Below are 15206 nucleotides of genomic sequence, written 5' to 3'. Positions count from 1 at the left end.
CAGCTCGAGATGTCGCGGAGCAGTGGCGAAAAGATCAAAAGTCTGCCTTATGCTGCAACAAATCCAATGGCTAAACTTAAATTCATTTCTGGAATTAGACCGCCACAGCCCTTGCCGCACAAGAGGAACAGGCGGAGTTTTCTGGAAGCCGGGCCATCAAACCCGAGGATACTGACGCCCACTCGCACTCAGTCGCCCCTTCCTCGGATCCTTCGCCCTGGGCTTGGTCTGCGCCGGCGGCCGGACAGGATCGAGGGCCTCCCTGATCCGAGCAGCTGCCGCAGCGGCAGCCTCGTCCAGGCGCTGGGCCTGCAGCTGCTGTTCGCGCGTCGGAGGCAGGCCGGGCAGCGGCTGCGCCGGAATGATGGGTGTGTTGTCGGTCAAGCAGACGACCGCCTCTCGCAGGGGTAGGTCCGGAAACAGCCTGGCGCCGCACCAGCGCTCGGCGAATCGCTTGCCCTGCCGGATGCTGGCGACCGGGGCGTTTTTGGTCTGCCACATCTTCAGGGCGTTCATGTGCAGGCGGTAGCCACCCTCGCGCGTCGGGGTGACGCTGGCCACCTCGCGCCCGTTCCACCACAGCGCCCAGCGCTCGCCCATTTGGACCCATCCGGACGGGATAGGGGCGGTGCGGAAGCCTTGGTAGCCGAGCGAGGGAAGCATGGCGAGGAGCATACGCACGGCCGTCGCAGATCCTGCGAACGCGGCAGGCACTTGCCTGAACCATTGAACTGCGGAGAGTCGAGTCGACTCGAGCTTGGTTGACTTGGTGCCGGCTCGGCGCTGCTCAGGCGGCCCCAGGCTGAGCTGCCAGTGGCCCCGGGTCCGGCATGGCCAGAGTGCGCCGGCCCGCCGTTGGCCGCCATCGGGCAACCGCGCGACACAGGGTCGGCATGCCCCTACACGCGCCGGGCACGGACGGCAGGGCTACCCTCCGGCCATGTGCGGAAGATTCGTCCAGCTCCCCGTTGTCGACTTTGGCCAGCCCGGCCTGGCTGATCTCGCCCCCGGCTTGGCCAGCATCGAACCGAGCTACAACCTGGCCCCGACCCAGCGGGCCTCGATCATCCTCGACCGCGGCGAAGGGCGGCAGGTCACCCGGATGGCCTGGGGCCTTCTGCCGTTCTGGGCCAAGGCCAAGGGCCTGCAGGGTAAGACCATCAACGCCCGCATCGAGACGGTGGCCGAGAAGAACGCCTTCAGGACTGCCTTCAAGAAGCGCCGCTGCGTCATCCCCATGGCTGGGTACTACGAATGGTCGGTGAGCCCCGAGGACGGGAAGAAGGACCCGTGGTTCATCCATGCCGCCGGCCCGCTGCTGGCGGCCGGCCTCTGGGAGGACACCAGCCCGTTGCTGCCCGACGGCAACCTGGGCACGTTCACGATCATCACTGGCGACAGCAGCGGCGTGTCGGCCGACATCCACGACCGCATGCCGGTATGGCTTCAGGCTGGCCAGATCGATGACTGGATGGCAGCCAGCACCGACGACGCCATGGCGCTGCTGCTGGCCAGCCAAACCCCTGCCATGGAGGCCTACCGCGTGAGCCGAGCGGTCAACACCCCCCGCAACAACACCGAGGGGCTGCTGGAACCTGTCGCCTGAGCTCTACAGCAGGGCCGCCTGCCTATCGTCCCAGCTCTTGATAATCAGCTCACCGAACTTACGCCCCCGGCCCTGCCCTCCGCCAATCGAGTAGTCGAGCTGCAGCGGCACCAGGTCAAACCCAGCGAACACCTCGCGGATCTGCGGGTGGTCGTTGATCGACACGACGAACCGGCCAGCAGCACTGCGCATCAGCTCTGCCATCGCCTCGTACTCGCTGAAGGGGAAGTCGACGCCGTAGCCCTCAGTCTCCCAATACGGCGGGTCCAGATAGAACAGCGTGCCGGGCCGGTCATAACGGCGCACGCACTCCTGCCACGGCAGGCACTCGATGATGGTGTTGGCCAGGCGCAGATGCACCGCACTGAGCTCTTCCTCGATCCGCAGCAGGTTGAGCCGCGGACCTCCCGTGGTGACCACGCCGAACGTCTGCCCCTGCACCTTTCCGCCGAATGCCAGCTTCTGCAGATAGTAGAAGCGGGCCGCCCGCTGTATGTCGGTCAGGGTTTCGGGGCGCTCCATCTGCGCCCACTCGAACATCTGCCGCGACACCAGCGACCAGCGGAACATGCGCACGAATTCATCCAGGTGATGCCGGACGCAGCGATACAGTCCGACCAGCTCGCCGTTGATGTCGTTGAGCACTTCCGTCGCTGCCGGGTACGGGCGCATCAGGAGGGAGGCGGCGCCGCCTGCGAATGCCTCCACGTAACAGTCGTGCTCAGGGAAGTGTGGATAGAGGTGCTTCAGCAGGCGGCGCTTGCCGCCCGGCCAGGAAATGATGGGCTTGGTCATGGGTTCTCAGGATTTGCGATGGGTAGGGCCGACAATCCCAGCCGCTCTCGAGGGCGACAGGGACGCGGCCAATGCCAGGTGCTGAGATCACCTGTGTTGCGGCACTGCCCGGGTGCTTGCCGGCACCCGGGCAGTGCCCTGTTTCGTTAGACAGTCAGTTCGTAGAGCGGGAGGTTGGGCGCAGCCTCGACCAGCCGGCCGCCACGCACCCACACGTTGTAGGGCAGCGCCAGCGGAAGCTGCCCGAAGGCCCGCATCTGTACACCGTCGTAGGTGGTCAAGCTGCTCGTGCCATCAGAGTTGTGCGCGGTGACGGTGGCGATCAGCCTCGGGCTGCCGCCAACCAGGTCGCCGAATTGGTCCCACAGGTCAGTCCGCATCGGTGTAGTGCCTCTCCAGGGTTGCCGTCTGCTCAATCACCACGGCCTGGTCGTCTGCCGAGACCTCGATCCGCAGCGACTCGCACTGCCCGTGCCAGGTGCCATCAGCACCAACCACCTCGACCAGATCCAGCGGCAGCACCAGCCCGACTTCGCCAGGCTTGAGCGGCTGAGCGAACAGCGGCACCGTCAGGTCGACGGCAGCCTGCTCGCCGCGATCACACAGGATGTTCCTGCCACGCTCCGCGCCGGCAGCCGGCACGCTGATCAACGGGCTGCTGACCTGCTGGGCATAGAGCCGCCCCTCTTCACCCGACCTGCGCACCTTGCAGGTGACGCCCTTGCCGGCCACCTCGCCCGTCACCACGACGGCGTCGTACAGCGGCGCGCTGCGCATCTGCAGGCTCTCGGTCAGCACGATGTCCTCCTGCAGTACGTGGTCGGGCGGCGTGGTGCGCCAATCCCAGGGGCTCGCCGGATAGGCCGCCCGCACGCGCATGGCGAGCGCGGCGGGGTCCGACTGCACGACGCCCCCGCTCGCCTCCGCGAGCGCGCTGATGGCATCCAGCGGCGTGCTGGCGTCATAGAACCAGGCACCGGCCGGCACGTTCCAGTCGACGGTGTCGTATTCACTGGTGAAGCCCGTGTCGGCCAGCTCCTCGGCCACGAGCTGCGCCATGCTGCGCTCTTCTGTTGTCGCCTTGACCCGAGCCGGCGCATAGGGCGCGGCGAGCAGCGCGGTACGGGAGCGGCCGCTGAGGCGCACGCCACCGCCACTGAACTCCCGCTGCCTCTGGAAGCTCTCGATGATGCCGGTCCAGACGTAGCCGTTGAGGGCAACCTCGAACTGCCTGGGCCCGGTTGCGGTGGGCTTCAGCAGCGCGAGCTGCTGCGGATCGGCCAGCTCGATGTCGAACGTCCAGCCCCAGGTTCCCCGACTGGCGCCGAGTGAGACACGGGTCACCTCGATGCGAGTGCGATCAGGGAGGCGGACAAGAGAGACGGTATTTATCACGACATAGGTCCTGCGATGGGGGCGAACCAGGTAACACGCGCTTACGCCCAAATTGAGCGGCACGCCAGCGAAAGCTGCGACAGGGTCACAGCCGAGAGCCAAGGGGACACGGCCTCCAGACGCAAATGGCGAGGGCTCCGGTTCGGGTATCGGGGACGGTTTAGGCCTCACCCCCCAAGGCAATCCCCGCCCTATGCCCCACCTCAGCGTCGCAGCAACTCTCGATAAACCAAGATGACGCCAACTGGCTGCGGCGAAGGCGCCCACGGTTGGGCGATCTGAGCCCCAACACAGGCCGACGCCGCGGCGCTCGAATCCTTGATGACGCCACGCCAGCAGCCGTGCGGAACGGTGACTGGGCAACTTAGAAATCCAGGGAGCGGACACCTCTCTGTCGCACGCACGCATGGCCGTCCAAGCCATGTCTCGAACCATCGCCCGACCAGCCATTTCAGTATGCCAGCCTGAGATCAGGCTACGCTTGACAACCGAGGATGCCTGCCAAGCTAAACCAGCACTCAAACCCAGCGATTGTGATGTACTCCAACCAATGGCAGCAGAGAGCGCCAAGGGCCGGGAGGACACCCAAGTACATAGCTGGTGCAAACGAACTCTCTTGCCAGCCGCCCAGACCAATCCGGCGCCCCGCGTGAGATCTCGACGCACGGGTTCAACAGGTTCATCAGTCCACTCCCAGCCCAAATTCAAACTGATATGTGAGCCTGGTGAAGGAGAGATAGGGCCCAAGTTCAGCCCCGCGTCGACTCCAGACATTAGTCATGCACCATCGGACTTGGCCTCACTCTATCTTGGATAGCAGCGTTTACTTTTCCGTCTTCATCGAGGCCGATCACCAGATATTCCTTATCCGCAATGAACTCGACTCGCCAAGTCCCGTCCATAGCCGACTCGATGTCAGCAACGACACGCATCAGCCTCCTATCCAGGACTCGAACCCGAACGCTTCTCGGCTGATTGAGAACTTTAGTCCGCCCATCAACATCGCCAAGCTCGTCATTAGTCTTTGGAGGATCACCCCCAAGATAGTACGACCCGCGATCACTGAATCGCGGACTTACGCTCATCCCGAAATGAAGAGTTCTCATCGGCTCACCATGGCGTGGACAGATCGAAGAGGAACTGTCCGAAGTAGCCCTGATTTCCCACCGGCCTGGAGCCCGATGCACCGTATGTTGCTTTCGCCATCAGTACCGCGCCATCAACACCTGCAACGTCATTGACGATCTCACAATCAGCGAATGGCCGGACATGCAAAGGCACATAAACACCAGGAAGGTACCCGCGAACGACGCCCGGACCTTCACACACAAGTGCGCGTTCAAGCAGCAAGCCATCGGTGACGGGATCCGGGAAGGGAGCCCCCACGCCCCCGAGCGCCAACCTGTCTGACGAGTATGTCCCTATTCCAGACTTCGCAATCGCCGCCGGTACGGCGCCGTCCTTCAAGGTGAACGACCGAATGAGGTTTCCGACACCGACTCCAGGCATGACGTCGGGATTGCCCCAATGTCCTGCGGGAACCGTGAATCCATTGACAAACCCAGTCTCATAGAAAGCGTAGGCATTATCCATCAACATGAATCTGCTAGGGTCGCCTTCCTTGTGCGAACTAATGTCGCCGGCGAAATGCGGCATCAAGGCTACGCGCTCATAGCCCTCCTCGCTGACTCCATTGGCTGAGGTGAAGAAGTAGATGGATGTGCGAGTCGCGATCGCCAGCCAGTTTCTCACCTCAGAATCAGTAGAACCTGACTTCACCCATATGCGGCCCTCGCTCGATTGAGCCAACGTTGGGCACGGCCCAGTACCAACATCCATCGCAGACATAGTCTCGTAGGCCCGCACCCGAGCGATTCTCGAATCACTGCCAGAGTCATCCACCTGAAGATAGGTCCCAGAGCCGGACGATGTGTCGTTTCTATACACGCGCCGCCCAGATCCACTGAAGGCAATCTTCCAGCCAGCCCCAGCCTTTGCTGTCGCCCCCACTCCGTAGCCATTCACCAGCACAGCATCGAGCAAAGACGTAAGACTTCCAGGCAGGCCGGCGAGCTGGGGTGCGCCTGGATCTGTGCTCCGGTATACCAAAGCAGTAGCGCTCATCGTCCTTCTCCAGTCGTGTTGCCAACAACCAAAATTCGGGTTGCATCCTTAGCACCCTCCGGGGTACCGGGAAGCGTGGTTCGTATCATCCAAACGGGAGCAAGGCCGCCAATCGTGTTGAATCGCACCACGTTGTTTACCGACCAGCCAGCGCCCCACCCCTCTCGCCGCATCAGGAAGTAAGGTTCGCTTGTTCGTGGATTGATCGGAGCTAGATCGGAGCTGGTATCACCTGCCGCGATCGTACCGACCGTTTCGCCAATGACTTCGTATTGCGTGGATGACGTGAATCTCAACGCCCAGCGCTCGGTAATTGCATCCGCATTGGTCACCACCAGCGGATAGTCGGTGTCGTTGTAAGTGCCCGGGGCCACGCTGCCAGACGGCAGATCCGCCCACACATTCGACCAGGTCGCCTGATCGAACAGGCTCACCACCCGCGCCTGCAGATCCAGCGAGCCATTCGCCTCGCCCAAGCGCAGCGCGGTGCTGATCATCGCCTCGCCCACCGGGTAGTCGTGGGTCAGGCCGGTGTTGATCTCGATCTCACCCGTGATCTGCGGCTGAACCACCAGCCGCCGATCCTCCACGCGCTCGCTGATCGTAATTGGCAGCGTGTAGGCAGAGAGGTTCAACGGATCGCTGAACTTGAGCGTGCCCACGTCCAGGTCAGCCACGAACCATGCCGCATCCACGGGAGCGCCGAGGGCGTCACGCACCTCGATGGCCGCCACCCGGCCGCGACCGAAGGACACCGTCTGGTTCGCCTGCGGCAAGGCCACCACGTGCTTGGCCGTGTGGTGAATCAGCACCGTCTGCCCAGGCTTGAAGGCCGGGGCGCGGCCGTCGCTTGGCAAGCGAACAGACGACAGGCCGATGACGACCTCCGACAGCGGGATCGAGCGATAGACCACCGCGCCCATGTAGATGGAACCTGCCTGGACCAACGCCGGCCGCCAGATCTGGTCACCCTCCACCAGGTCGGGATCGAACCAGGGCTGGCCCTCGTTGCCAGCCACTGGCACCAACTGACCGAACTGCACCTTGGCGACACCGCTCTCCCAATCCACCGAGCCGCGGATCTGGGCACCGGAGATCACCCCGTTGATGTCGGCCGTCGCTGTGAGCAGCTCACCGTCCAGCCGGTTGGACCGCAGCGTGAACATGCCCGGCCGCAGCGGCGAACCCGGCGCGCGGAAGAAGCTGTTGGCAACGCCCGGGTCGCCGATGCGCGTCAGAAGGGACTGGATCTGCACGGCGTTGGCGCCGCCGGCCAGCCACTGGGTCAGGCTGACCACGCCGGCGGTGTAGTCGATGGTGCCGGCGTAGACGCCCGCCCCGGTCAGCGGATCGACGGTGTGGTAGAGGCCGCCACTGCGGTCCACGTAGGTGCGGCCACGGAACGTGAACCTCACGCTGCCGGGCACGATGCTGTCGCTGATGGTCGGCGTCAGCTGCAGGGACACCGGCGGAAGCGGCAGCGATTCTTCAGCCGATTCAGCCCCAGCACCCGCGAGCGTCCAGCCGGCTGAGACCAGCGTGCCGGCCGAGAACTGTGCCAGTACGTCCGTGCGGCCGTAGCCGACGAGCTTCAGCCGCCCCGAGCGCAGCTCATACTGCGGGTAGGACACTTGGCGGACCATGAACTTGCCGGCCTGCAGAGTCACCGCACCGGTGCTGTAATTGATGGCTCCCAGCGCGGTGGTCGCGGCGGTGTCGCCTACCGAGACCGCCACCAGGTTGCCGTTGCCATCGTCCTTGGCGATGACGCGCATGGGCTGCGGCGCGGAGGCCAGATCGTAGGCGTCCCGCATCACGGTAATGACCCAGTCCAGCATCACGGAGCCCGGCTTGACCGGCCCCTGCGGCAGCGCGAAGGACACCAGACCGTTACCGTCTGGCACCGGCTGCGGCGCGGCGTGGAGCGACTCCGCCCAATCGTAGTTGACCGCCAGCTGGGTGTTGGCGTCAGGCAGCGTATCCAGTTGCAGCAGGCACTCACCCGTTGCATAGGCGATTGACCCGCGAACCTGCCCGGCGATCAGCAGGCCACCGACACCGTTGTCGGTCACGCTCACATCCGCGCCGCCCACCCGCACGGTAAGCCGCACAGTGCCGGGAATTGCACCCTCGTGCCCCAGCAGGAACCGCAGCGATGGCGCCTTGATGTTGGCGTCGCCAGTGCGGGCCTCGGCAATGATCGAGGTGCCCCAAGCGCTGATGATGCTGCTGTCCAGGTCGGGCAGCGCTCCGGTGGTCAGCACCAGGGAGCCGGTCATATAGTTGATGGTGCCGCTGCCCTGGCCCGGCTTGCCAACAAGCTGCCCGCGGCCGTTGTCGGTCAGGCGGTACCAGCGGCCGAGCGCACGGTAGTCCACCACGACAGTACCCGGTGCCGGCAGCGGCTCCAGCTGGGCGAGCCACACCATGCCTTGGTTGTTCTGCGTCACCGCGATCTCATCGGTGAAGCCCTGCATGGGTATGGTGCCGGCCGGGGTCGCGGTGATGCTGACGCTGGTGCTGCCCACACCGGTTGAGTGAACCAACGAGACAGCTCCGGACTGATAGTCGACGGAGCCTGCCCAAGGCGTGACAGCGGAAGAGGCCAGACCACCTGTGCCATCGTCCGTCAGTTCGATGCTGCCAACCAGCACCTTAACGCTTCCTACGGCCATGCCCGTGCCCAGGAAGCGGGTCACCGCCACACCCGCCACGAAGTCGCTGCTGAAGTTTAGCGCTAGGCTGTTGGCCGGCCCCGAAGGAACGTGACTCAGCGTGCCCATGCCGGCCAGCACGTCGCTCACCGCCGTCTCTGCCGTAGAGGTGGGGACAATCGGCACATAGGGCGAGTCGATCTGAACCGACAGGTCGCCGGGCTTCCCTGCGGCAGTGAGCCGCTTCACGCTGTGGTAGCTGGTGGCGTCGACCACGTTGGTCTCATAGACACGGGTGCCGGGCTTCGTGGCCGAGTAGCGGATGACTTCCTGGCCGTAGAAGTTGAGCAGCAGTGCGTTGACCAGCTCGATCACCAGCACGTCGCGCTCGAAGGCGCCCTGGTCATCCGTGAACGTGCGCGTGGTCCGGGACAGCACGTTCTTCACCCGCACGTACTGCTCGCCCGGGTCGCGGCCCGAGGCAGCCGCCGTCAGCAGGCTCAGGTTGTCGTTGATGTCAGGGCTCGGCGCATCCTTCGTGGTGTAGACCTGGATCGTCATCTGGCCGATGAAGTGGTCGCCCAGCAGGATGAACCGCGATTCGGTGCCGCGGGTGATGTAGCTCTCCACACGGTTCTTGGCGTCCAGACGCACGTCGCTGTAGGAACCGGTGGCGAACATGGTCACGGTGACACGCGGGTCGGAGGGCGGATCGATCAGCACCGCGATCGCATCCTTCAGCACGTCCGGGCCCGGGGTGTCCACGTGCACGAACATCTTGCGCAGCGTGGAACGGCCAGTGGTCCGCTCTTCATCACCGATGTCGGGGAACAGGTTGTTCATGGCGCCATCGACGATCTCGGTCTGGACCATACGGCCGCCGCCATCAGGGTTGTCGGTGAGGCGCTGCGACTGGCGCATCTTGATATCGGTTGCAAGGATCGTCATTGGTCAGACCGTCATGAGGCGAAGAGTGATGGAGAAGTAGTCGGCGTCGAGCGCCGGCACCGCGAACCGGCAGGGATCAGCCTCGACGGCAGCCCCTTCAGTCCGGCGCCACCGGACCTGGAATGTGCGGTCGCCGCCGTTGTGCGCCGGCAGGGTGAGCGTCAAAGGGGCAACCTGCAGCTGGCCGCTCAGCTCCTGCAGCTGGCGCAGCACATCCAGCTGCACCGGGCCGACGTACGCCTGGCCGTCGCGGGTGGTCTGCAGGGTGATCGGCCGACCGGACTGCCGCGCCGACTCCTGCACGATCAGCGCCCCGCTCAGGCTGGTGCGGACCTGCTGCCCAATGCGCCACGCGGTGAACTCATCGGCCCACTGCAGATCCGCCGGCAGTTCGATCCCGGCAAGCACAACCCGGCTCATCGCGCGCCCCTTACCGAGACCGCGCGGCTGCGCTCGATCCTGCGCAGCACGATGGGAGCGACGAGGCCCGCAATGCGCTCGGCCTGCTGCATCTCGGCCGCCGTGGCGCCGGCCACCACTTCCTTGCTTGGAGCCTTCCAGTCAATAGTCAGGACCTGTTCCTTGTTATCGCCGGCCTGGATGCGGGCGGCGTCCGCCTTGGCTTGGGCCTCAGCCTCAGCCAGGGCGGCGCGGCGGCGCTCTTCCGCTGCCTGCTTTGCAGCCCGCTCTTTCTCCAGGCGCTTGGACTCGATCTGGCTTTCCAGCTGGACGATGGCGTCGAGCTCGCTGGAGCCGACCAGGTCGAAGCGCTCGGCCAGTTCCTTTCGCTTGCCGGAGATCTCTTCCATGCCGTCCAGCAGCTTCTTCTGTTTCTCGGTGTACTTCGCCAGGTCCTGCCGCTGCTCGAACAACGCGTTCCAGACGTTGGCGAACTGCTGCAGGCCGTTTGGTCCGCTCATCTGGGAAAGCAGCTCACGGGTTCGTTCGGAGACTTCACCCATGTTGAGAGAGAAGCCGCCAGCAGCTGACGATGCGCTGGAGAAGCTGTTTCCGGCTGCCGCTGCGCCCTCGGCCACCCGCTCGACCCCGCTACCCGCCTCATCCGATGCCTGCTTGACCTCCCGCAGGGCGCCAGAGACCTTCTGCGCACCCTGCTCGACGCGGCCCATGGCCGTTTCGCCCTTGGCACCAAGGTCTTCCAGCGAGCCTGCAGTGTCATAGACGGCGCCCTGCACATCCAGCTGGGATTGCACCTGGGCACGCCGCCAGGCATCGCTGTCCGCCACCGCGGCCTTGGCGGTGTCGGCATAGGCGCGAAATGCACGGCGCACATCCTCGACCGATGCCTTGCCGTTGGCTGCACCTTTGCGGATAGTCTCGAAAGCTTCCCAGGCAGAATCGCGTGCAGCGTTGAGCGACTGCTGCGACTGGATGCCCAGGCGCTGGAACTCATCGGTCAGCGGATTCAGGCCCGCCTCGATCTCGCGCAGCCTGGCACGCAGCGCCGAGGCCGCGCGGGCTGCGGAATCGAAGCCCACCCGCCCCTGCTCGCCGGCGGCCTGCAGCAGGTTGCCCAGCGTGCGCGCCTCATCCAGCGTGGCGACGTTGCCCAGCGCGGCCTTGAAGGCCGCCTCGATCTGGGTACCTGTGGCCACCGCGTTCTCAGTGACGGCGCCGAAGGCTGCAATGGCATCCCGCCCCGCCTGGGTGAAGCTGACCCCCAGCTGGCCCGAGGCCACGCCGAGCTTGGTCATCGCGGCCAGCAGCGTCGTCTCCAGCACCGCCGCGGCATTCACCGCGGCCTGCGGCAATGAGTCGAACGCTGCCTGGGCAGCGCCCTGGAAGCGGGCCAGCTCTTCACCCGACAGTTGTTGCAGCGTCGCCAGCAGCCCGTCACGCACGTTGCGCTCGGCAGCGCCACCTTGGGTGGCGATGAAGCCCAATGCCTCGCCTACGGAGGCAAGCGTGGCGGTATCGGCGAAGTTGAGACCGGAGAACATCTTGCGGATGGACTCGTTCGCCAGCTTGGCATTGCTGTCGATGCCTTCGAGCTGCGTCACAACCTGCTGCGCCGCGCCGCCGATGCCGTTCTTCATCGCATCGGCCGCAGTCTGGACGCCGGTGCGCAGCGCCGCGAATCCGGTCGACACGTCCAGCAGCTGCTGCGTCACCTGGCCCAGCTGCTGCAGCTGCTCAGCCGTCGCCATGCCGGACTTCTGCTGCATCAGCAGGTAGCCTTCCTGCGCGGTCAGGTACTGCTCAAGCCCAGATATGCGCTTTTCGTAGGCAAGCCGCTCGGCCTCTCCCAGCCTGGAAACTTCCTCGGCCGACTTGATGACCACGTCACGATAGGCAATGAACTCCAGCGACTGCCGCCGCAGCTCGGTCGCCGAGTCCCGCACCTGATTGATGTAGGCCCGCTGCGCCTCGCCAGCGCGCTTCAGAGCCGGGTCGTGGTGCTTCCAGATGTCCTGGGCGACGGTCTTGAGCGCATCCAGGCCACCCATGGCCGCTTCCAGCCCCAGCACGGCGACGGTGATGGGCACGGCCTTCGGCAGGCCTCGCAACAAGGCACCGAAGCGGGTAATCCCCCGCCCGCCACTTGCGACGGCGGCGTTGTTGGCGATCTGGGCATTCGTGGCCGCGATCAGTCCAGCACGCCACGCGTTCAGCTGAATCAGGGCACCCACGATCTTGAACTGGGCATATGCGGCAGCCATCAGCCCGATCACGCGAGCGTGGTCGACCACCCACTGCGTGGTGCCCTTCACCGCCTCGGCCATGGTGATGATGGCCTGGGCCGTCTGCTTGGCCCATCGCGATAGGCTGCCATCGGCGGCCAGTCGATCCAGCGTGGTCAGCAGGGTGGTCAGCTGTTCCTTGAAGTAGGTCAGCACGCCTTGGTCGGCGACTTCCTGTTTCCAGTCCTTGAAGCGGTCGGTGGCGGTCTTCCACAGGCCCGCGATGGTGCCCACCTTGGCGGCGGCAGCAGCACCACCGTAGGACTCGGTGAGCATGTCCAGAATGATGGACTGCGCCTGCGCAACCTGCCCGGTCGCCTCCAGGCTCTTGATCAACGCCTTCTGGCTGTCATCCAGCGTGAAGCCCTGCTTGCTCAGGCTCTCCATCGCCTTGGAAGGCGTCTGCAGCGCCTTGCCCACAGTCTCGGCCGACTGCTCCAGCGACATGCCCAGCCGCTGGGCCTGGTCGATGGTGATCTGCATCGCAGCCGGAAACTGTTCGCCCACGATGTTGGTGTAGGACAGCAGGCGCACCTGCGCCGCGCTGATCTGCCCATCATCAAAGAGGCCGCTCTGCAGCTGCTGGCGCATCGCAGCCAAGCTCTGGGCGGTGAACTCGCTGGTGCGGCCCGTGGCATGCAGAGCGGCTTCCAGCTGCGCCAGCTCCTGCTCGGCGTCGCTGCCTTCCTTCACGATGGCCTTGATGCCATCGACAACCCGGTTCAGGCCGACAAACGCGATCGCACCCGCCGCGACCGCTTTCAGCTTGTCGAACCAGCTGACAGTGCTCTCGGTGGCCGAGGCCAGATCGCCGCTGCCGGCGGCAGCATCAGCGGCGCGCTCGCGGTACTCGGCCAGCGACTTCGCGGCGGCCTTGCTGGTGGTGGCCTGCTTGCGGAAGGCGGCCTCGCCTTCCTCGATCTGCTGCTTGCGGCGGCGGCCGGCCTCGGCCTCGGCGGCTGCGGCACGGGCCTGCTCGGTCAGCGCGGCCGCACTGCGAGTGGCTTCGATACGCAGCCGCTGCTGGTGGTCGGCCAGGTTGGCCGTGTTGACGCCGAGCGAGGACAGTTCGGTATCTGCCTTGGCAACCGCGTCCCACTGCTCGGTGAGCGCCTTCTGCAGGCGCTCCCCCTCTTTGCGCAGCTCGCGCTGGGCAGCCAGCACCTCGCGCGACGGCTTCTCCATCTCGCCGATGCTGAGGCTGAGGGACAGCGCAGCCTGCTGGTTGGCTCCGAACTGCTTTTCCAGCTCGGCAAGGTCGGTCAGCATGCCGTCGTAGGCGTCCGCCTTGGATGCGGCCTCATTCAGCCCGGTCAGCGAGTCCAGCAGCTTGGTGGCCTTGCTGGCGGTCTCGACCGATACATCGCCCAGGTCGCCGAACGCCGCGCGCAGTTCATCCACGCCCTCGCGACCTTGGGTCTCGATGACAACCCGAATTGCTTCTTCCAGCCGATCAGCCATTGGAGCTTCCGTTGATGCGCCACTGGCGGCGCAGTTCAGTCACGTAGGTGGTATGCAAGCGATCCATGAGCCGGCGCCGCGCAGTGAGCGCACGGCTGTTACCGTCAGCACCGGAGAGCATCTCGAACGGGCTGGGCCCGCGCAGGATACGAACCGGCCCACGGCCATGCCGCTTCTGCTGCGCCCGATCCCAGCTGCGCACCCGGATGGCCTTGCGGCCCTTGATCGTGGCGATGAAGGCGCCCTCGTATGTCTTCGATTCGCCCAGATCGATGCTGGCCGTCGCGCCTTTGGACTTCCGGCCCGCCCAGCGACCACCGAACTCGATCAGCGAGATCTGCCGGGTGCTGGCCCAGATCGCCAGGAAGTCATCCCTGCCGCGCTTGCCGGTGCTGTAGCCGCGTTCGCCGGTCTCCACGCGGTACCTCCCGCGAAGCGCCGAGGCGCGGATGTTGTAGGACGCCCGGACTTCCTGCGTGGTGGCCGGCCCAGCGCGCCGCTGCAGCCCAATGAACGCCCGCTGCACCGACAGGTCATAGCGATTCAGCACCTCGCCGGCCAGGTCGGTCAGGCCATGGAAGCCCTTCGCGCGACGGCCACTGACGTAGTACTTGAGCAGGTTGTTGGCGCGATTGGATGCCACGAAGCCCTTCCTGATTCATGCCGGGAGGGCGCCGCTCGGGCGCCCTCCCCTCGCCGAGGTCACAAGCCCGCTCAGTCCGCCGACTGCGCCGCGATCTTGAACGTGTAGAGATCGGCCTCGCCGGACTGGAAGATCACCGGGCCGGTCAGGGTCACCTGGATCGGCTCATCGCTGAACCAGTCCACGTCACCATCCACGGTCAGGTCGACGTTCGGGATCGTCAGCAGGCCTTCGTCGCCGCTGATGCGGTCCTGCATGTCGCCCAGGATCTGGAAGGACTTGCTGGGCGTGGTGCCGCCGCTGATGGCGGTTTCGAGGTAGGCGTCGTAGGTGTAGGTGGCCACCACGGTGTTGCCGGCCTGCAGAGCGCCGCCGGCCTTCGGAATCAGAAGGCCGTGCACCGGATCGAGGGTATAGTCGGTCCCTTCAACCAGGTCGACGGCACCCTTCTTGAAGACCGGCGCGGTGTCGGCCAGCAGGAAGTTGTGCGGCAGCTTGACCGGCGTGTCCACGCTACCCACGGTCACAGACACGTCGGTGGCGGTACCGGCGGCGACCTGGGTGGCCACCAGAGTGCCGTACAGCATGCGGGCCAGGATGGCAGTCGGCACTTCCAGCGCGGTGATGGAGACGCTGGTGACGCCAGGGTTCGTGTCCTTGTGGACGATCTGGCCGTAACGCGCATCACGACGCTTGCTCTTGACCTCCACTGAGTCGCCAGCCTCATAGCTGAACGTCAGCGACGACTGTTCCAGCGGCTGGTTGCCGAACTTGTCGGCCGGCTCGGGAATGACGGGAATGCGGGCGCCGTTCGCGCCGTGCTCCCAGAAACGCAGATCGCCTGCGAACTTGCGGACTTTGGGCTGTGCCATGGTGTT

The 15206-nt window shown here is 65.2% G+C and carries 11 protein-coding genes; 1 reads left to right on the top strand and 10 read right to left on the bottom strand.

Translation table 11 applies throughout. The annotated features are described in order from the left end of the window. Positions 1 to 156: 156 nt before the first annotated feature. On the bottom strand, positions 157 to 675 hold the full coding sequence (locus tag DCO49_RS04150) for a hypothetical protein (RefSeq protein WP_243402658.1): 519 nt from the start codon (positions 673 to 675) through the stop codon (positions 157 to 159). 265 nt (positions 676 to 940) lie between these two features. Here DCO49_RS04150 and DCO49_RS04145 point away from each other — a divergent pair, with 265 nt between their 5' ends. Then, the gene (locus DCO49_RS04145) at positions 941 to 1606 is read left to right on the top strand and encodes an SOS response-associated peptidase (protein ID WP_116862940.1); all 666 of its coding nucleotides are present in this window, start codon (positions 941 to 943) and stop codon (positions 1604 to 1606) included. 3 nt (positions 1607 to 1609) lie between these two features. On the opposite strand, the gene DCO49_RS04140 is transcribed toward DCO49_RS04145, so the two are convergent. From DCO49_RS04140 to DCO49_RS04105, 9 genes are all read right to left on the bottom strand, one after another. After that, positions 1610 to 2401, bottom strand: a complete 792-nt coding sequence (locus DCO49_RS04140; RefSeq protein WP_116862939.1) for a DNA adenine methylase — start codon at positions 2399 to 2401, stop codon at positions 1610 to 1612. A 146-nt stretch (positions 2402 to 2547) separates the two neighbouring features. Then, positions 2548 to 2781, bottom strand: coding sequence for a hypothetical protein (locus tag DCO49_RS04135; protein WP_116862938.1), 234 nt, complete (start codon positions 2779 to 2781; stop codon positions 2548 to 2550). Then, complete coding sequence (locus tag DCO49_RS20475; protein ID WP_243402655.1) at positions 2771 to 3796, bottom strand: hypothetical protein; 1026 nt, start codon at positions 3794 to 3796, stop codon at positions 2771 to 2773. The genes DCO49_RS04135 and DCO49_RS20475 overlap by 11 nt, the downstream gene beginning before the upstream one ends. A gap of 1110 nt (positions 3797 to 4906) precedes the next feature. Next, complete coding sequence (locus tag DCO49_RS20105; RefSeq protein WP_133249385.1) at positions 4907 to 5548, bottom strand: hypothetical protein; 642 nt, start codon at positions 5546 to 5548, stop codon at positions 4907 to 4909. 368 nt (positions 5549 to 5916) lie between these two features. Continuing rightward, positions 5917 to 9522 (bottom strand): hypothetical protein, encoded by a 3606-nt coding sequence (locus DCO49_RS04125; protein WP_116862936.1) that lies wholly within the window; start codon positions 9520 to 9522, stop codon positions 5917 to 5919. Between the two features lie 3 nt (positions 9523 to 9525). Then, positions 9526 to 9942, bottom strand: a complete 417-nt coding sequence (locus tag DCO49_RS04120; RefSeq protein WP_116862935.1) for a hypothetical protein — start codon at positions 9940 to 9942, stop codon at positions 9526 to 9528. Beyond that, positions 9939 to 13685 carry a phage tail length tape measure family protein gene (locus DCO49_RS04115; RefSeq protein ID WP_116862934.1) on the bottom strand — a complete coding sequence of 1249 codons (3747 nt, stop codon included), beginning with the start codon at positions 13683 to 13685 and terminating at the stop codon, positions 9939 to 9941. The genes DCO49_RS04120 and DCO49_RS04115 overlap by 4 nt, the downstream gene beginning before the upstream one ends. Then, entirely contained in the window at positions 13678 to 14328 is a 651-nt protein-coding gene (locus DCO49_RS04110; protein WP_116862933.1) for a hypothetical protein, read from the bottom strand. Before DCO49_RS04110 ends, DCO49_RS04115 begins: the two co-directional genes overlap by 8 nt. A gap of 71 nt (positions 14329 to 14399) precedes the next feature. After that, positions 14400 to 15200 (bottom strand): hypothetical protein, encoded by an 801-nt coding sequence (locus DCO49_RS04105; RefSeq protein ID WP_116862932.1) that lies wholly within the window; start codon positions 15198 to 15200, stop codon positions 14400 to 14402. Positions 15201 to 15206: the final 6 nt, after the last annotated feature.

This window comes from Stenotrophomonas sp. SPM (assembly GCF_003105135.1).
Lineage (GTDB): Bacteria > Pseudomonadota > Gammaproteobacteria > Xanthomonadales > Xanthomonadaceae > Stenotrophomonas.
This window is presented reverse-complemented; position numbering and strand designations above follow the sequence as displayed.